Source organism: Neoroseomonas alkaliterrae (genome assembly GCF_014199195.1).
GTDB lineage: Bacteria > Pseudomonadota > Alphaproteobacteria > Acetobacterales > Acetobacteraceae > Neoroseomonas > Neoroseomonas alkaliterrae.
In genome coordinates this window covers 42,144-57,896 of the sequence record NZ_JACIJE010000014.1, presented here as the reverse complement: position 1 = coordinate 57,896, position 15,753 = coordinate 42,144, and the positions used below count along the sequence as shown (strand labels likewise).

Genomic DNA, 15,753 nt, shown 5'->3' with positions numbered 1-15,753 from the left:
TCCGCGTGCCGCGGCGGGACCGTGCCGGCACCGGGGCAGGGCCGCGCGGCCTCTCCCGGCGCGCGAAGGAAGATCAATATTCGCAAAGACTTGCATCAGGTCGCTGCGCCGCCGTTCCGGGGCTTTGCATGCCTGGGCAGGCTCCCGCGCGGCGCAGGGCAGGTGTCACGCGAACGCCCTTGAAACTTGGCTGCACCCTGTGCTAGTTCTTGTTTCGTTCCGGTGAAGGCGGCGGGGCCGGATCCCCCACTCATCCCCCGAGTGTGGCCCCGCCGCCGGCCTCGGCGCCGCTGCCGGCCTTCTCCCCCTTGCCGGCGGATGCGGCGTCGGGGCCCGCCGCGACGCGGCGCGCGAGGTCCGCGAGGCATTCCTCCCGCGACGGCCGGCAGCCGGACTGCCGCCACCACGCCAGCACCTCTGCCAGAAGCCGGCCCATCCAGGGCCCGGGCGGCACGCCGAGCGCCGCCGCATCCGCGCCGCCGAGCGGGAAGACCGGCACCGGCATCTCCGCCGCCAGCGCCCGCGCCCCGCGCCAATGCGCGCCATCGGTCCCGCCGCGGCCGAAATCGTGCAGCGTCAGCGACCAGTCGGCGAAGCGGCGCAGCAGCGCCTCCTCGCGGAAGTGCCGCGCCGCGCCGCTCAGCACCCAGGCGGCGGCGGTGGCGGGATCGTCCATGGGCGGGCGGGGCGGGCGCCCGCTTCCCGCGCGCGCATCGGCGAGATCGGCGGCGAGCAGGTCGAGGATCCTGACCTCCTCGAGCGAGGCCTTGAGGCGGCGCGCCAGACGGGGCGGATCCTCGCGCGCCGGCAGGAGCGCGACGAGCCAAGGCCAGGCGGCGGCATCGGGCGCGAAGGCGGAAAGGCGCGCGGCGCCGTCGAGGTCGTAGGGCAGGCCCAGCACCGCGCCGAGCACACCCGTCTCCGCCATCAGCCCCACCGCCGCGACCGGGTCCGGCACCGACAGGATGCGCTTCAGTTCCATCCAGACCCGCTCGGCCGAGAGCCGCGCGAGGCCCGGCACCGCCCGGCGGATCGCCGCGACCGCCGCCGCATCCGGCTCCCCGCGCCCGTAGCGCGCCTGGAAGCGGAAGAAGCGCAGCGCGCGCAGGTAGTCCTCCGTGAGGCGCGTGTCGGGATCGCCCACGAAGCGCACCTTCCCCGCCGCCAGGTCCGCCCGGCCGCCGAAATAGTCGAACAGCGCGCCATCGGGGGCGAGCGACATGGCGTTGATGGTGAAGTCGCGCCGCGCCGCGTCCTCGCGCCAGTCGCGCGTCCACTCCACCACGGCGTGGCGCCCGTCGGTCAGCACGTCGCGGCGCAGCGCCGTCACCTCGACCGGCACGCCCTTCAGCACCGCCGTCAGCGTGCCGTGCGCGAGGCCCGTCTCGAACACCTTCAGCCCGGCCGCGCGCAGGTGCGCGGCGATCTCCTGCGGCGGCAGCGGGGCGGCGATGTCCACATCGGCCGAGGGCAGGCCGGCCAGCGCATCGCGCACGCAGCCGCCGACGGCGCGCGCGCCCGGCAGCGCCGCCAGCACCGACGCGACGGCCGGGATGTCGAGGAAGCCCGGGCGCGCGATGACGGCCGCCGGCTGGTCGCTCACCGGCGGCGCTCCGCATGGCCGGGCTCGATCCGCTCGCCCTCGAGATGCGCGGGCACATAGGCGGCGTCGCGCGGCATGCTGCGCGTCAGCCCGTACCAATAGCCGCCCGCGACCATCAGCACGATCCCGCAGCCGGCCAGGACGAGCAGGATGGTGCTCGGCTCGGTGTTCGGATTGAGCCGCCGCCACAGCCCGTAGGCGAGGAAGGGCGTGAGGAAGAGGATCAGTTCGAAGAGATAGGCCATGCGTCTCCGCGCCGCTGCCGGGCGTCGGGCCGGGAACGAGCGCAGCGCCGCGCGAAACCATTAATTTCGAAAGCACGCATATTGCGTCGCACGCCTGCCTGCTTGACCGGGCCTGTCGCCACCTTGTCAGATCATGCCGCTCAGTTCGGGGCAACGTCCAGGAAACGGCGCCGGTCAACGGCGAAAGGCCCGCTCCGCCCGCGGTGGAGCGGGCCTTGTCGTGCGTGGGCAGGCATGGGCACAGAGGACATGCGCGCGCCGTTCCGCCGAGCCTTCAAGTCCCGGTCACGCCAGGGCCGTGCACCTGGCGCGGCACCGCTCTCGATGCCAAGGGCATCAGGACACCACGCCTGCCGGTGCGCGGACGACGCGTGGCGATGTCCGCGCACCGGCGAGGACGGCGCGCGGATCCGGCGACGAGCCTTTCCCTCACCCTGCCGGCTTGGGCGCCGCGCTACTCGGCCGTCTCGGGCTCGCGCTCGGCGTCGCCCTCGCCCTCCTCGGGCTTGGGCAGGGCCGGGGGCGTGGCCTCGATCACGTCGAAGGTGAGCGCCCCGTCCTTGAGCCCCACCTTCACCGCGCCGCCCTTCGTCAGCTTGCCGAAGAGCAGCTCCTCCGCGAGCGGCTTCTTCACATGCTCCTGGATGACGCGCGCAAGCGGGCGCGCGCCGTAGAGCGGGTCGTAGCCCTTCTCGGCCAGCCATTCCTTCGCCGCCGAGGAGAGCTCGATCGTCACGTTGCGGTCCGCAAGCTGCGCCTCGAGCTGCATGACGAACTTCTCGACCACCTGGCCGACGATCTCGGGTGTGAGGCCCGAGAAGGGCACGATGGCATCGAGGCGGTTGCGGAACTCCGGCGTGAACATGCGCTGGATCGCCTCGGTATCCTCGCCGACGCGGGCCGCGCGCTCGAAGCCGATGGCGGGCTTGGCGAGGTCCGCCGCGCCCGCATTCGTCGTCATGATCAGGATGACGTTGCGGAAATCCACGGTCTTGCCGTTGTGGTCGGTGAGCTTCCCGTGGTCCATCACCTGCAGCAGGATGTTGTAGAGATCCTGGTGCGCCTTCTCGATCTCATCGAGCAGCAGCACGGCGTGCGGGTGCTGGTCGATCGCATCCGTCAGCAGCCCGCCCTGGTCGAAGCCGACATAGCCCGGCGGCGCGCCGATCAGCCGGCTGACGCTGTGCCGCTCCATGTATTCGGACATGTCGAAGCGGATCAGCTCGATTCCCAGCGTCTTGGCGAGCTGCTTCGCGACCTCGGTCTTGCCGACGCCGGTGGGGCCGCTGAACAGGTAGTTGCCGATCGGCTTCTCGGGGTCGCGCAGGCCCGCGCGGGACAGCTTGATCGCGGCCGAGAGCGCCTCGATCGCCTTGTCCTGGCCGAAGACCATGGCCTTGAGGTCGCGCTCGAGGTTGCGCAGCTGCTCGCGGTCGTCGGTACTCACGCTCTTGGGCGGGATGCGCGCGATCTTGGCGACGATGTCCTCGACATCCTTGAGCGTGACCGTCTTGCGCCGCTTGTTCTCGGGCAGGAGCATGCGGGATGCGCCGACCTCGTCGATCACGTCGATCGCCTTGTCGGGCAGCTTGCGGTCGTGGATGTACTTGGCGCTGAGCTCGACGGCGGCCTTGATGGCCTCCGGCGTGTAGCGGACCTTGTGGTGCTTCTCGTAGTTGCTCTTGAGGCCCTGCAGGATCTTCACCGCATCCTCGACCGTGGGCTCGTTCACGTCGATCTTCTGGAAGCGGCGGACCAGCGCGCGGTCCTTCTCGAAGTAGTTGCGGTATTCCTTGTAGGTCGTGCTGCCGATGCAGCGCAGCGTGCCCTGCGCGAGCGCGGGCTTGAGCAGGTTCGAGGCATCCATCGCCCCGCCGGAGGTCGCCCCGGCGCCGATCACGGTGTGGATCTCGTCGATGAAGAGGATCGAGCCGGCCTGGTTCTCCAGCTCCTGCACCACGGCCTTCAGCCGTTCCTCGAAATCGCCGCGGTAGCGCGTGCCGGCGAGCAGGCTGCCCATGTCGAGCGCGTAGATGGTGGACTTGAGCAGCACCTCAGGCACGTCGCCCTCGACGATGCGCTTCGCCAGCCCCTCGGCGATCGCGGTCTTGCCCACGCCCGGGTCGCCCACATAGAGCGGGTTGTTCTTGGTGCGCCGGCAGAGGATCTGGATGGTGCGCTCGATCTCCTGGTCGCGGCCGATCAGCGGGTCGATCTTGCCCTGCTGCGCCTTCTTGTTGAGGTTGACGCAGTAGTTCGACAGCGCGTCCTGGCCGCGGCCGCCGCGCGGCTTCTCCTCCTTCTCGGCGCTCTCCTCGCCGCTGTTCGCGCCGCCGGAGCCCTGCACCGGCCGGGGCTGCGAACGCCCCGGCGCCTTGGCGATGCCGTGGGAAATGAAGTTCACCGCATCGAGCCGCGTCATGTCCTGCAGCTGCAGGAAATAGACGGCGTGGCTCTCGCGCTCGCTGAACAGGGCGACGAGCACGTTCGCGCCGGTCACCTCGTCGCGTCCGCTGGATTGCACATGGATGGCGGCGCGCTGGACCACGCGCTGGAAGCCCGCGGTCGGCTTCGGGTCGCCGCTGCGCTCGGTGACCAGGCCGGCGAGATCCTTGTCCAGGAACTCGGTCAGGTCGCGCTTCAGGCGGTCGAGATCCACGCCGCAGGCGCGCAGGACGGTGGCCGCGTCCTGGTCGTCGCCGAGGGCAAGAAGAAGGTGTTCGAGCGTCGCGTATTCGTGTCGCCGTTCGCTGGCCAGTGCCAGGGCCCGGTGGAGCGTCTGCTCGAGGTTGCGGGACAGCATGTCAGTGACGCTCCCCTGTAGGTGCCGGCCTTGCCTCGTTCGGCGCGGACCGGACCGGATATCCGGTCGTGATGTGGGCCTCCCCCCGGTAGTCTGCGACCCCTATTCCTTCTCGATCGTGCATTGCAGCGGATGCTGGTTCTGGCGCGCGAGATCCATCACCTGGGTCACCTTGGTCTCCGCGACCTCGTAGGTGAAGACCCCGCAGACGCCGACGCCGCGGCGGTGCACATGCAGCATGATCCGCGTCGCCTCCTCCCGGTTCTTCTGGAAGAAGCGCTCGAGCACATGCACGACGAACTCCATCGGCGTGTAGTCGTCGTTGAGCATGAGCACCTTGTACATGGCGGGCTTCTTGGTGCGCGGGCGCGTCTTGACGACCACCCCGGTCTGGGGTCCGCCGCTTCCCTGTCCGCCGCCGGTGCGCTTGTCCTGGTCGCTCATGGCCTGATGAAGTTGGTTGTCCCGGCGCGCCCGGCAACCGCGCGCGCCGCGTCGCAGGATATCGGACTGCGCGGCGTCAGGTGAAGGGCCGAGCGGGGCCGGGCGAGAGATTGTCCGGCATGCGCCGGGCGCCGGGCCGGAATGCGGAAGGGCCCGGCCCCGGCCGCCGCCGCTCGCGCGGTGGCATGCCGGGGACCGGGCCCTTGCTGGACCGCCCCGCCCTCGGAGGGGAGGGGGAGTGCGGGCGGGGCGGCCTGGTCTCGTCGGATCAGGCCGCGATCGGCTTGCCGAACTTCTCCATCGCGGCCGTCATGCGGGCGCTGATCGGCGCCACCGCCTGCTCGGTCAGCTTGAAGACGGCTTCCTGCATCTTCGCGGACTCGGCGACGGCCTTCTCCATCGCGGCCTTGGCGAACTTCGCCTGGACCTCGGCGGCCTCGTTCAGGCTCTTCACCGCGGCGAGCGCCTTGGCACCCTCGAGGGTGTGGTCCGTCAGGCCCTGGGCCAGCGCCATCGCCTGGCGGGCGAGGTCCTGCGTGCCGACCGCCCAGGTCTGGGCGGCCTTCGCGAAGGCCTCCATGTTGCCGCGGCCGAACTCGGCGGCGTCCTCGGCGGCCTTCATGATGCCCTCGGCACCCTTGGTAATCTGCTCCATGCTCTTCTCCATCGCCTGGCGGGCCTGCGCCGCGCCCTCGGTCACGATCTTCTGCGCCTGCGCCGCGCCCTCGGCGGCGATCTTCTTCACGTCAGCCTTCTCGGCCATGGTCTCGGTCCTCTCGTTGATGGCGACCGGGGCCGTGGCGGCCCCGTTCCTGCGGGTCGGCCCGCTCTTCCGGGCCGCTGTGCTGCGCTGCAACATGACGGGGGTGTAGACGGCCCCGATCCACTCGCGCAAGAGTTTTTTTGCGCTGCACAAAAACTCTGGAGGGGCGGGCAGAGGCGCGGCGGTGGCCTGCCATGAGGCGGTTCTGAAAGAACAATCCGTAAACCATTGCCGAAAAAGGAAGTCGCGGCATCCATGAGAGTGGACGCGGGTCCGGGCCGCGGCTATGCTTCGGCTCGCATCGTGACCGGCGCCACCGCGCCGGGCGGAGGGGGATGCCGCATGACAGCGAGGAGCGCCCGGCTGCGCCCGTTTTCCAGGATTCGTGCGCTCGGGCCGCGCCTTGCCTTCCTCGCCGCGCTGCTCGCGGCTTGCGGCCTCGCCGCCCCGGCCGCCGCGCAGATCGGCAGCGACCGGTACGCGGCCATCGTGCTCGACGCCGCGACCGGCCGGGTGCTGGTCGCCGCCAATGCCGACGAGCCGCGCTACCCCGCCTCGCTCACCAAGATCATGACGCTCTACATGGTGTTCGAGGCGCTGCGCGAGGGCCGCATCCGCCTCGACACGCCGATCCGCATGAGCGAGGAGGCCGCCTCCCGCCCGCCCTCCAAGCTCGGCCTGCCGCCCGGCGCGACGCTCTCCGTCGAGCAGGCGATCCTCGCCCTCGTCACGCGCAGCGCCAATGATGTCGCCGCCGCCGTGGGCGAGCATCTGGCCGGCAGCGAGGAACGCTTCGCCCAGCTCATGACGATGCGCGCGCGCGCCATCGGCATGTCGCGCACCACCTTCCGCAACGCCTCGGGCCTGCCGGACCCGGACAACATCAGCACCGCGCGGGACATGGCGACGCTCGGCCTGCGCATCATCCGCGACTTCCCCAACCGCTACCACTATTTCGGCACGCAGCATTTCGCCTGGGGGCGGACGATGATCCGCAACCACAACCGGATGCTCGGGGATTACGACGGCGCGGACGGCATCAAGACCGGCTACATCCGCGCCTCGGGCTTCAACATCGTGACCTCCGCGCGGCGCGACGGCGTGCGGCTCGTGGGCGTCACCATGGGCGGCTCCTCCTGGGTGGAGCGCGACCAGCACATGAGCGCGCTGCTCGACCAGGGCTTCGCGCAGATGGGCGTCGCGGCGCGGCCGCCCGCCGCCATCATGGCGGCCACCGCGGTGGGCGCGGCCCGCGCCGCCGTCGCCCCGCGCCAGGCCGCGCCCGACCGGCGCGGCACGACGGCGGCGGCACGCAACGCCGCCGCGCGCCAGACCGTCGGCCGCGGGCGCGGAACCACCGCGGCCGCCGCCGCCGGTCGCGCGGTCTCGCCGGCCCGTCCGGCAACGGCGCGCCAGGCGGCGCCGGCGACGCGGCAGGCCGCCCCGGCCCGCGCCGCATCCCCGCCGAGAACGGCGCGCGCCCCGGCGCGGATCGAGCAGGGCAGCCGTGCGGCCACGCCCGTGAGCTCCGGCCGCGGCAGCCTGCCGGCGCCGGTGCCGCGGCGGGCGGCGACAAGCCAGCGGCGCTGAGCCCGCGCGGCCGGGGCGTCCGGCCGCCGGCCGGATCTTTACACCGGCACGTCGCCTTGCAGCGTGATGCGGTGCATCTCCCGCCGGTGGCCGTGGTAGTCGTTCACCGGGTAGTGCTGCACCGAACGATTGTCCCAGAAGGCGAGGGAGCCCGGCGCCCAGCGGAAGCGGCAGGTGAACTCGGGCTTCGTGATGTGCGCGAAGAGGAAGTCGAGCAGCGGCTTCGATTCCTCGACCGTCCAGCCCTCGAAATGCGCCGTGTGGCCGAGGTTGACGTAGAGCGCCTTGCGCCCCGTCTCGGGATGGGTGCGGACGACCGGGTGGATGCCTTCCAGCACCTCCGCATTGGTCACGGCGCCGCGCTCCCTCTGCCGGTCCTCCCGCGTCTTGGAGGCATCCGCCTTGCGCGACGAGTTGACGGCGCGCAGGCCCTCGAGCGTGGCGCGCAGGCCGGGCGAGAGCGCGTCATAGGCCGCGCGCGCATCGGCGAAGATGGTGTCCCCGCCGGCCGGCGGAACCTCGCGCGCGATGAGCATCGTCGCCATCGGCGGGCGTTCGAGATAGGCGGTGTCGGAATGCCAGACGCCGCCGAAATTGATGCGCTCGTGCGGTTCCTTGATCACCGGGGTGATCTGCGGGAAGCCGTCCAGGCCGCGCACGAAGGGGTATTCCACCGGCGTGCCGAACAGGCCCGCGAACTCCAGGAAGCGCGCGGGCGGCAGGTTCGCCTCGCGCAGGAACAGCACGCCGTGCTCGAGCCAGATGGCGCGCAGTTCGGCGACGGTGCGCGCATCGAGCGGCGCGGCGAGGTCGAGGCCCGAAACCTCCGCGCCGCAGGAGCCGGATGCGCGGGAGACGGTGAGGCGTTGCGCGGTGACGGACATGGCTTCCTCCCTGGCCGCGGAGGTTACGCCGCCCCTCGCAGCCGCGCCAGGAGGGCCGGCGCCTCCTCCCGCGGCAGGGCGTAGAAGACGAAGACGTAGGGGTCGGAGGCCTCGAACACCGCGGGATCGGGCGAGGCGCGCTGCATCGTCGCGCGGTCGAGTGCGGCGACGGGCAACCATTCGCCCCCCAGTTCGAACAGCACCTCGTAGCCGAGCGCGTCGAGATAGGCCGGCACCGCCCAGGTGCTGCCTTCCCGGTGGCGTTCCTCGATCTCGATCGTCAGCACCGGGCGGCAGCGCAGCAGCGTCTCCCGCGCCCCGCGCAGGATCTCGTATTCCGCCCCCTCGGCGTCGATCTTCATCGCCGTCAGGTCCGCGAGGCCGAGATCGTCCAGGCGCAGGAGCGGCACGGCGAAGCGTTCGACCGTGACGCGGGCGGAAAGATGCGCCGCATAGTCCTTCGCCGTGCTCGCCCACTGCTCCTGCGCGATGCCGTCGAGCACCGGCATGGCGAGCGTGATCTCCCCCGACCGGTCGCCGAGCGCCGCGGCGCGGCAGTCCACATGCGCGGGCAGGCCGCCGAAGGCCGCGCGCAGCGCCGCCTCAAGGCGCGCGAAGGCCGGCGGCAGCGGCTCGAAGGCCAGCACGCGGGAGCGCGGCAGCCGGGCGAGGGGGATGGTGATCAGCCCGTCATGCGCGCCGGCATCCACGAGCGTGCCTGGTCGGTGGAGCAGGGTGTGGAAGGTGATCTCGTCCAAGAGCGGGGCATCCTGCATCCGTTCGTGCCGCCGCAGCCTATCCCAGCCGCAACCGTCCCGCGACGGGGCCGGCATGCAGGGCCGCGCATTCGGCATCGGGCACTTGCGGCGCCGGTCTCCGCGAGGGCGTCCGCGCAGGCGCGCCGCGCCGCTCAGGCGGCGGCGATCGCCGCGTTCATCGCGCGCACCCCGGCCGCCGCCCCATCCGGATGGTTCCACACCGCGCCCACCACGGCCAGGAAATCCGCCCCCGCGCGCACCAGCGGCGCGCAGTTCTCCGCCGTGATGCCGCCGATCGCGACGCAGGGGATCTCCATCATCTCCGACCACCATTGAAGCAGGTCGGTGCCGGCGGTGTGCACTGTCTGCTTCGTGCCGGTCGGGAAGAAGGCGCCGAAGGCGACGTAATCCGCGCCGATCTCCCCCGCCGTCATGGCGAGGTGGCGGGAGGCATGGCAGGTGATGCCGAGGATCCGGCCCTCGAGCAGTTTCCGCGCCGCAGCATGGTCGCCGTCCGACTGGCCGAGATGCGCGCCGTCGCAGCCAAGCTCGTGTGCGAGGCGCGCATCGTCGTTCAGGATGAAGGCGACATCGCGCGCGTGGCAGACGGGCATGAGCACCTCGGCCGCCCGGGCGATGGCGTCCTTGTCCGCATCCTTCAGCCGCAGTTGCAGGCAGGCGACATCGCCGGCGTCGAGGGCTGCCGCCAGCACGTCACGAAAGCGTGGGATGTCGATGCGCGGCGGCGTGATCAGGTAGAGACGGCAGCCTTCCGGGGAGAGGTCCTGAGATGCCGCATTCATCCGCCGTGATTCCCTGCCTGCGCTATGCCGACCCGAAGGCCGCCATCCGCTTTCTGACCGAGGCCTCCGGCTTCGTCGAGACGATGGTCGTCGAAGGCCCCGATGGCGGGATCATCGATGCCGAACTTGCCCATGGCGAGGGCGGGACGCGCGGCATGGTGACGGTCGGCGGCAACCGCCCCTTCTTCGACATGCGCCTGCCGAAGGACGCCCGTGGGGTGACCGGCTGAAGCCATGTCGTCGTGAAGGATGCCGATGCGCATGGCGCCAGGGCGCGCGCCGCAGGGGCGGAGATCCTGGAAGGTCCGCTCGACCGCGACTATTGCTTGCGCGAATACGTCGCGCGCGGTCCTTGCGGGCATCTGTGGGATTTCGGGACCGATGATCCCTGGAAGGCGTAGGGCCGGGCGGCAGCGCCACCCGGCCCCGGGGCATCAAGGCTTGGTCCTGTAGATCTCGATCATGGAGGCGAGCAGCTTCAGCGCCTCCTCCTTCGGCCGCTGGAAGGCGTTGCGGCCGACGATCGAGCCGTTGCCGCCGCCGGCATGGATGGCGCGCACCTCATCGAGCAGCGCGTCGGCGCCCTTCGCCTCGCCGCCCGAGAACACCACGAGGCGGCGGCCGTTGAAGCAGGACTGCACGACGTGGCGGATGCGCGCGGCGAGGTCCTTGCCCTCGATCTTCCGCTCGACATAGACCTTCTTGGCCGCATCGAGGGAGAGCGCGTCGGTCGGCGGCTTCACCTTGATGATGTGCGCGCCGAGAAGGGCGGCCATGTGCGCGGCATAGGCGCAGATGTCGAAGGCCGTCTCGCCCGCCTTGTCGAGCATCGGGCCGCGCGGATAGGACCACACCACCACGGCGAGGCCGGCGGCCTTGGCTTCCTCGGCCAGTTCGCGCAGCTCCTCCATCATCTCGAACTGGTATTCGCTGCCCGGGTAGATGGTGAAGCCGATGGCCGAGCAGCCGAGGCGCAGCGCGTCCGCGACCGTGCCCGTCACCGCCTGGTCCTTGGTGGTGGAGAGGCTGTTGCTGCTGTTCACCTTAAGGATGGTCGGGATGCAGCCGGCGAAGGTGGCCGCCCCCGCCTCGATCATGCCGAGCGGCGCGGCATAGGCGTTCAGCCCCGCCTCGATCGCCAGCTCGAAATGGTAGTGCGGGTCATAGGCCGCCGGGTTCGGCGCGAAGGAGCGCGCGGGCCCGTGCTCGAAGCCCTGGTCCACCGGCAGGATCACCATGCGGCCGGTGCCGCCGAGCTTCCCCTCCATCAGGATGCGGGCGAGGTTCGCCTTCGTCCCGGGATTGTCGCTCTCGTACCAGGAGAGGATCTCCTTCACGCGGCGGCTGAGCTTCATCTGGCGTCCTTCCTTCGGTTCCGTGGCGTGTGCGGGGCGCGATAGCGCAGGCGCCCCCGCCTGTCACGGGGACGGGGGTTTCGGCCATGCCTGTGGCGCTTCCGTGGCGAGCCAGGCGCGCAGCGCCGCCATGTCCCGCCGCCGCCGCGCGTCGAAGCCCGCGAGGTCGAGGCTCGGCGGCCGTTCCGCGAGCAGCAGGGCGCCCGCCTCCGCCGCCGCGGCGGCGATGGCCGGGAAGGCCGGGCAGGCGCGATCGAGCACCAGGATGCGCGCCCCCGCCCGCAGCGCCGCGAGCGCCGCCCCGCCCGCATCCGCGCAATCGAGCGCCGCCGCATGGGGCACGCCCGGGTGGCGCTCCGCCGCCAGCGCGACGAGGGCGAGGAACCAGCCCGGCCCGGCATGGCCCGCCGCGCCGCGCCCGGACAGCAGCAGCACGCCCCGCGGCCCGGCCGCGGCGAGCGCCGCCTCGGCCTGGGCGAGGCCGTGCACCGTCACCGCGGGCATGCTGACACGCTTTGTCACCGTTGACCCCGAGGGCCCTCTCTGCCAAGGCTTTCCGATAGGGCCGCGCGGCAAGGCCCGGCAAGCAAGGCGCGTATCGCAAGGGGGCGAATGAGCGAGGCGGCGGACCCGGTGGCGGCAGCCACGACCCGGCTGGAAGCGGCCGTGCAGCGCCTCTCGCGCGCCGCGGCGAACCGGCCGGCCCCCTCCGCCTCCGACGGCGCGGCCGGCGTGGACCCCGCCGCCGTTGCGGCGCTGGCCGCGCGCCTCGATGCCACCATCGCCCGCCTGCGGGGCGTGCTGGGCGAGGAGGGCTGATGGCCCAGGTCACGGTCCGCGTCGGCGGCTATTCCCACCCCGTCGCCTGCCAGGACGGGCAGGAGAAGCACCTGACGAACATGGCCGCCGAGGTGGACAAGCGCATCGGCGCGCTCAAGGCCATGGGCATGCAGTTCGGCGAGACCCGGATGCTGCTGCTCGCCGCCCTGCAACTCGCCGACGAGACCTCCGACCTGCAGGCCGAGATCGCGGCGCTGAAGGCCGGTGGCGCGGTCGCCGCCCCGCCTCCCGCCGCCTCCGACCCCGCCCTCGCCGACCGCCTGAACGCGCTCGCCGAGGCGATCGAGGGCATTGCCGCGAGCCTGGAGGGCGCCTAGGTTCCCCTTGCGGGGCTGCCCGGCGCGCCAGGCACTTCATCCCCGGGGCCAATGCACATCCTCCGGGAGCTGGCTCTGCCCGGGCCGTGGTCCGGGTACCTGGCGCCCACCTGCGCAAGCAGGCCTTGGGAGGATGAGACGCCAGCGGCCATGGTGGCTCCGCACGTATTCCTTCGCCGTCGGAGGGTGGGCGGCCCGCATGGGCGGGCCTTGCCCATGCGCCGCAGGCCGCCATGCCGGGGCCGTCGGGCGGTTCGGGCGCGGCTGCGCGGTGTTGATGCACGCGGCGGCGTGTCCGCGCGCGCCTGGCCGGAATGGCCTGGCGGGGTCCGGCCGGGTGCACCGGTCGCCCCGGTGCGGTCATGCCATGCGCGCCGGGCCGCCCCCGCCCGCGCGGCCCGCCTCGGGCCATGGCCTTCGCGTCGGGACGGCGGCGCGTGGCCATGAGCGAAGGCGGCCCCCATTGCGACGTGCTGCTCGCCGAGATGAAGGCCGAGGCGCGCCGGGTCGCGCTCGCGCGCCGCGCGGCGGTGGACCCGGCGGGCAAGGGGGAGGCGCTCGCCGCCATCGTCCTGCGGGACTGCCCGCCGCCGCCCGGTGCGGTGGTCGCCGGCTTCTGGCCCATGGGGCCGGAGATCGACCTGCGCCCCCTTCTTCTCGCCCTGCATGACCGCGGCCAGCCGCTCTGCCTGCCGGTGACGCCGCGGCGCGGCAACCCGCTGCGCTTCCGCCTCTGGGCGCCGGGGGAGCCGCTCGGCCACGGGCCGATGGGCACGCGCCAGCCGCTGCCCGAGGCGCCCGAGGTCACGCCTGGCTGGCTCTTCGTCCCGCTGCTCGCCTTCGACCGCGCCGGGCGGCGCCTCGGCTATGGCGGCGGCTACTACGACCGCACGCTCGCCGCCCTGCCGGGTGCGACCGCGGTCGGGGTTGCCTATGCGGAGCAGGAAATGCAGGAAGTCCCGGCGGGGCCGATGGATGTCAGGCTTGCGCGCGTGGCGACGGAGACGGGCGTGGTGCTCTGCGGCGGGGCCTCGTGAGGCTTCTCTTCCTTGGCGACATCGTCGGACGGGCGGGACGGGACGCGGTGAACGCCGCGCTGCCCAACCTCCGCCGCGCGCTCAGCCTCGATCTCGTGGTGGTGAATGCCGAGAACGCCTCCCACGGCTTCGGCCTCGCCCCCGAGATGGCGCGGGCGCTCTTCGCCGCCGGGGCGGATGTGCTGACGCTCGGCAACCACGCCTGGGACCGCAAGGAGATCATCCCCTACATCGCGGATGAGCCGCGCCTCATCCGCCCGCTGAACTACCCCCCCGGCACGCCCGGGCGCGGGGCGGCGGTGGTGGAGGTGCCGGGCGGGCGGCGGGCGCTGGTGGTGCAGGCGATGGGCCGGCTCTTCATGGAGCCGCTCGACGACCCGTTCCGCGCCGTGCAGGCGGAGCTGGCGAAGCATTCGCTCGGCGCGCAGGGCAGCGTGCAGGCGGTGGTGGTGGACATCCACGCCGAGGCGAGTTCCGAGAAGCAGGCCATGGGCCATTCCTTCGACGGCCGCGCCTCGCTCGTGATCGGCACCCATACCCATGTGCCCACGGCCGATGCGCGGGTGCTGCCCGGCGGCACCGCCTTCCAGACCGATGCCGGGATGTGCGGCGACTACGACAGCGTGATCGGCATGGGCAAGGGCGGCGCCTCGCTGCGCTTCTGGCGCAAGGTGCCGAGCGAGCGCCTGGCCCCGGCCGAGGGCGAGGCCACCATCTGCGGCCTGTTCGTCGAGACCGACGACGCCACCGGCCTCGCCCGGCGGGCCGAGCCGCTGCGCCTGGGCGGCGGCCTCAGCCCGGCGATGCCGCGTCCCTGACCGCGCGTCGGCGGCGGATGTCGCGGCGCACCGACAGCGCCAGCGAGACCAGCATCAGCGCGACGATCGCCACCGCCCAGGGGTAGTTCAGCACGTACCAGGGATCGCCGCCGGCGAGCTGCCAGGCGCGCAGCATCTCGGTCTCGATCAGCCGGCCGAGCAGCAGCCCCACCACCACCGCCGCCACCGGGAAGCCGTAGCGCGACAGGAGCCAGCCGAGCACCGCGAAGACGAACAGCGTGATCGGCCCGGCGATCGAGCCCTCGATCGCGAAGGCGCCCATGGTCGAGACGACCAGCACCGAGGGGATCAGGTAGCGCAGCGGCAGCCGCACGATGGTGCTGGCGCCATAGACGAAGATCGTGCCCACCACGACCAGGATCGCCGCCTGCGCGAAGTTCGACAGGATGATGGCGTAGACCACGTCGCGGCTCTGCTCCATGAAGCGCGGCCCGCCGATCACATTGTGCATGGCGAAGGCCGCGAGCAGGATCGCGGTCGCCCCCCCGCCCGGGATGCCCAGCGCCAGCATGGTCGCCATCGAGCCGCCCTCGGAGCTGGAATTGGCGGATTCGGCCGCGATCACGCCGCGCACGTCGCCCTTGCCGAAGGCCGAGGGATCCGCCGCGCTGCGCTTCGCCTCGCCATAGGAGAGCAGGTTGGCGATGGAGGAGCCGATCCCCGGCACCGCGCCGACGAAGACGCCGATCGCCGAGCCGCGCAGCAGCGTGAGGGGGCTGCGCAGCACCATCGCCCCGCCGGCGAGGATGCGGCGCAGGCTGATGCGGCGTTCCGATTCCGCCTCGACGATGAACTTCGCATTGACCAGTGCGAAGAGCTGGCTGGCGGCGAGCAGCCCGACCATGGCCGGGATGGTCGGGATGCCGTCCAGCAGCCAGGGGATGCCCATGTCGCCGCGCATGTAGCCCGCGGTGTTCATCCCCACCGTGCCGAACAGGATGCCGAGGCCCGCGGCGAAGAGCCCCTTCGCGACGCTGGCGCCGCCGATCGAGCCCAGCAGCACCATCCCCCAGATGCCGATAGCCGCCATCTCGTAGGGGCCGATGCGCAGCACGACCTCCGCCATCGGCTGCACCAGCAGCAGCAGCACCAGGTAGGAGATCAGCACCCCGATGCAGGAGGCGAAGAGGGCCGCGCCCAGCGCCTCGTTGTGCCGGCCCTGGCGCGCCATCGGGTAGCCGTCGAAGGTGGTGGCGACCGCGGAGGATGTGCCGGGGATGTTGATCAGCACCGCCGGGATCGAGCCGCCGAACCCCGCCCCCGTATAGACCGAGGTGAGGAAGATGATCGCCGGCAGGAACTCCATGTAGAGCGTGGCGGGCAGCACCAGCGCCATCGCCATCGAGACCGAGATCCCCGGCAGCGCGCCGAAGACGAGGCCGATCAGCAGCCCCGGGACCACCCAGACCCAGGCATCGAGCGAGCCCGCCAGCATCGCGACGGCGCCCGCGAAGGCCGCGGTGTCGATCATG

18 protein-coding genes and 1 other RNA gene are annotated in these 15,753 nt (G+C 72.1%); 8 read left to right on the top strand and 11 right to left on the bottom strand.

Annotated features, from left to right (window positions below):
- Positions 1-250 precede the first annotated feature (250 nt).
- The 5 genes from FHS88_RS18640 to FHS88_RS18625 form a co-directional block, all read right to left on the bottom strand.
- Complete coding sequence (locus FHS88_RS18640) at positions 251-1,603, bottom strand: CCA tRNA nucleotidyltransferase (RefSeq protein WP_338146665.1); 1,353 nt, start codon at positions 1,601-1,603, stop codon at positions 251-253.
- Positions 1,600-1,848, bottom strand: a complete 249-nt coding sequence (locus FHS88_RS20945; protein ID WP_246420267.1) for a hypothetical protein — start codon at positions 1,846-1,848, stop codon at positions 1,600-1,602. Before FHS88_RS20945 ends, FHS88_RS18640 begins: the two co-directional genes overlap by 4 nt.
- Positions 1,849-2,302: 454 nt before the next feature.
- The gene (gene clpA / locus FHS88_RS18635) at positions 2,303-4,651 is read right to left on the bottom strand and encodes an ATP-dependent Clp protease ATP-binding subunit ClpA (protein WP_184487008.1); all 2,349 of its coding nucleotides are present in this window, start codon (positions 4,649-4,651) and stop codon (positions 2,303-2,305) included.
- A gap of 102 nt (positions 4,652-4,753) precedes the next feature.
- The gene (gene clpS, locus FHS88_RS18630; RefSeq protein WP_184487007.1) at positions 4,754-5,095 is read right to left on the bottom strand and encodes an ATP-dependent Clp protease adapter ClpS; all 342 of its coding nucleotides are present in this window, start codon (positions 5,093-5,095) and stop codon (positions 4,754-4,756) included.
- Between the two features lie 268 nt (positions 5,096-5,363).
- Positions 5,364-5,858, bottom strand: coding sequence for a phasin family protein (locus tag FHS88_RS18625; RefSeq protein WP_184487006.1), 495 nt, complete (start codon positions 5,856-5,858; stop codon positions 5,364-5,366).
- Positions 5,859-6,200: 342 nt separating this feature from the next.
- Here FHS88_RS18625 and FHS88_RS18620 point away from each other — a divergent pair, with 342 nt between their 5' ends.
- On the top strand, positions 6,201-7,448 hold the full coding sequence (locus tag FHS88_RS18620; protein ID WP_184487005.1) for a D-alanyl-D-alanine carboxypeptidase family protein: 1,248 nt from the start codon (positions 6,201-6,203) through the stop codon (positions 7,446-7,448).
- Between the two features lie 38 nt (positions 7,449-7,486).
- Here FHS88_RS18620 and FHS88_RS18615 read toward each other — a convergent pair whose 3' ends face one another.
- The 3 genes from FHS88_RS18615 to thiE all read right to left on the bottom strand — a co-directional run bounded on the left by FHS88_RS18615 (position 7,487) and on the right by thiE (position 9,893).
- Positions 7,487-8,332, bottom strand: a complete 846-nt coding sequence (locus FHS88_RS18615; RefSeq protein ID WP_184487004.1) for a TauD/TfdA dioxygenase family protein — start codon at positions 8,330-8,332, stop codon at positions 7,487-7,489.
- A 23-nt stretch (positions 8,333-8,355) separates the two neighbouring features.
- Positions 8,356-9,090, bottom strand: coding sequence for an FkbM family methyltransferase (locus tag FHS88_RS18610; RefSeq protein ID WP_184487003.1), 735 nt, complete (start codon positions 9,088-9,090; stop codon positions 8,356-8,358).
- A gap of 152 nt (positions 9,091-9,242) precedes the next feature.
- On the bottom strand, positions 9,243-9,893 hold the full coding sequence (gene thiE / locus FHS88_RS18605; protein WP_184487002.1) for a thiamine phosphate synthase: 651 nt from the start codon (positions 9,891-9,893) through the stop codon (positions 9,243-9,245).
- 5 nt (positions 9,894-9,898) lie between these two features.
- Here thiE and FHS88_RS20605 point away from each other — a divergent pair, with 5 nt between their 5' ends.
- Together FHS88_RS20605 and FHS88_RS20600 are read left to right on the top strand one after the other, a co-directional pair.
- Complete coding sequence (locus FHS88_RS20605; protein ID WP_221244489.1) at positions 9,899-10,123, top strand: VOC family protein; 225 nt, start codon at positions 9,899-9,901, stop codon at positions 10,121-10,123.
- A 12-nt stretch (positions 10,124-10,135) separates the two neighbouring features.
- A complete protein-coding gene (locus FHS88_RS20600) occupies positions 10,136-10,294 on the top strand; it encodes a VOC family protein (RefSeq protein WP_211842841.1) in 159 nt (52 codons plus the stop codon).
- 33 nt (positions 10,295-10,327) lie between these two features.
- Here the strand turns inward: FHS88_RS20600 and FHS88_RS18595 are convergent, their stop codons facing one another.
- Both FHS88_RS18595 and FHS88_RS18590 read right to left on the bottom strand, forming a co-directional pair.
- On the bottom strand, positions 10,328-11,248 hold the full coding sequence (locus tag FHS88_RS18595) for a class I fructose-bisphosphate aldolase (protein WP_184487001.1): 921 nt from the start codon (positions 11,246-11,248) through the stop codon (positions 10,328-10,330).
- A 63-nt stretch (positions 11,249-11,311) separates the two neighbouring features.
- Positions 11,312-11,752, bottom strand: a complete 441-nt coding sequence (locus FHS88_RS18590) for a hypothetical protein (RefSeq protein WP_184487000.1) — start codon at positions 11,750-11,752, stop codon at positions 11,312-11,314.
- A 108-nt stretch (positions 11,753-11,860) separates the two neighbouring features.
- Between FHS88_RS18590 and FHS88_RS18585 the strand changes: the two genes are divergently transcribed.
- From FHS88_RS18585 to FHS88_RS18565, 5 genes are all read left to right on the top strand, one after another.
- Positions 11,861-12,067, top strand: coding sequence for a hypothetical protein (locus tag FHS88_RS18585; protein ID WP_184486999.1), 207 nt, complete (start codon positions 11,861-11,863; stop codon positions 12,065-12,067).
- Positions 12,067-12,405: a cell division protein ZapA gene (locus FHS88_RS18580; protein ID WP_184486998.1), complete on the top strand. Its 339-nt coding sequence runs from the start codon at positions 12,067-12,069 to the stop codon at positions 12,403-12,405. Before FHS88_RS18585 ends, FHS88_RS18580 begins: the two co-directional genes overlap by 1 nt.
- 9 nt (positions 12,406-12,414) lie before the next feature.
- Positions 12,415-12,569: non-coding RNA, 6S RNA (gene ssrS / locus FHS88_RS18575), on the top strand.
- Positions 12,570-12,848: 279 nt separating this feature from the next.
- On the top strand, positions 12,849-13,442 hold the full coding sequence (locus tag FHS88_RS18570) for a 5-formyltetrahydrofolate cyclo-ligase (RefSeq protein WP_184486997.1): 594 nt from the start codon (positions 12,849-12,851) through the stop codon (positions 13,440-13,442).
- Positions 13,439-14,260, top strand: coding sequence for a YmdB family metallophosphoesterase (locus tag FHS88_RS18565; protein ID WP_184486996.1), 822 nt, complete (start codon positions 13,439-13,441; stop codon positions 14,258-14,260). Before FHS88_RS18570 ends, FHS88_RS18565 begins: the two co-directional genes overlap by 4 nt.
- On the opposite strand, the gene FHS88_RS18560 is transcribed toward FHS88_RS18565, so the two are convergent.
- Positions 14,235-15,752 carry a tripartite tricarboxylate transporter permease gene (locus tag FHS88_RS18560; protein ID WP_184486995.1) on the bottom strand — a complete coding sequence of 506 codons (1,518 nt, stop codon included), beginning with the start codon at positions 15,750-15,752 and terminating at the stop codon, positions 14,235-14,237. The two genes, FHS88_RS18565 and FHS88_RS18560, sit on opposite strands and share 26 nt — an antisense overlap.
- Position 15,753: the final 1 nt, after the last annotated feature.

What these genes read in the sequence shown, in the direction of transcription:
- FHS88_RS20945 (WP_246420267.1), bottom strand. Translation starts at nt 1,848, where the DNA reads ATGGCCTATCTCTTCGAACTGATCCTCTTCCTCACGCCCTTCCTCGCC.
- clpA (WP_184487008.1), bottom strand. Translation starts at nt 4,651, where the DNA reads ATGCTGTCCCGCAACCTCGAGCAGACGCTCCACCGGGCCCTGGCACTG.
- clpS (WP_184487007.1), bottom strand. Translation starts at nt 5,095, where the DNA reads ATGAGCGACCAGGACAAGCGCACCGGCGGCGGACAGGGAAGCGGCGGA.
- FHS88_RS18625 (WP_184487006.1), bottom strand. Translation starts at nt 5,858, where the DNA reads ATGGCCGAGAAGGCTGACGTGAAGAAGATCGCCGCCGAGGGCGCGGCG.
- FHS88_RS18620 (WP_184487005.1), top strand. Translation starts at nt 6,201, where the DNA reads ATGACAGCGAGGAGCGCCCGGCTGCGCCCGTTTTCCAGGATTCGTGCG.
- FHS88_RS18615 (WP_184487004.1), bottom strand. Translation starts at nt 8,332, where the DNA reads ATGTCCGTCACCGCGCAACGCCTCACCGTCTCCCGCGCATCCGGCTCC.
- thiE (WP_184487002.1), bottom strand. Translation starts at nt 9,893, where the DNA reads ATGAATGCGGCATCTCAGGACCTCTCCCCGGAAGGCTGCCGTCTCTAC.
- FHS88_RS18595 (WP_184487001.1), bottom strand. Translation starts at nt 11,248, where the DNA reads ATGAAGCTCAGCCGCCGCGTGAAGGAGATCCTCTCCTGGTACGAGAGC.
- FHS88_RS18590 (WP_184487000.1), bottom strand. Translation starts at nt 11,752, where the DNA reads ATGCCCGCGGTGACGGTGCACGGCCTCGCCCAGGCCGAGGCGGCGCTC.
- FHS88_RS18585 (WP_184486999.1), top strand. Translation starts at nt 11,861, where the DNA reads ATGAGCGAGGCGGCGGACCCGGTGGCGGCAGCCACGACCCGGCTGGAA.
- FHS88_RS18580 (WP_184486998.1), top strand. Translation starts at nt 12,067, where the DNA reads ATGGCCCAGGTCACGGTCCGCGTCGGCGGCTATTCCCACCCCGTCGCC.
- FHS88_RS18570 (WP_184486997.1), top strand. Translation starts at nt 12,849, where the DNA reads ATGAGCGAAGGCGGCCCCCATTGCGACGTGCTGCTCGCCGAGATGAAG.
- FHS88_RS18560 (WP_184486995.1), bottom strand. Translation starts at nt 15,752, where the DNA reads ATGATCGACACCGCGGCCTTCGCGGGCGCCGTCGCGATGCTGGCGGGC.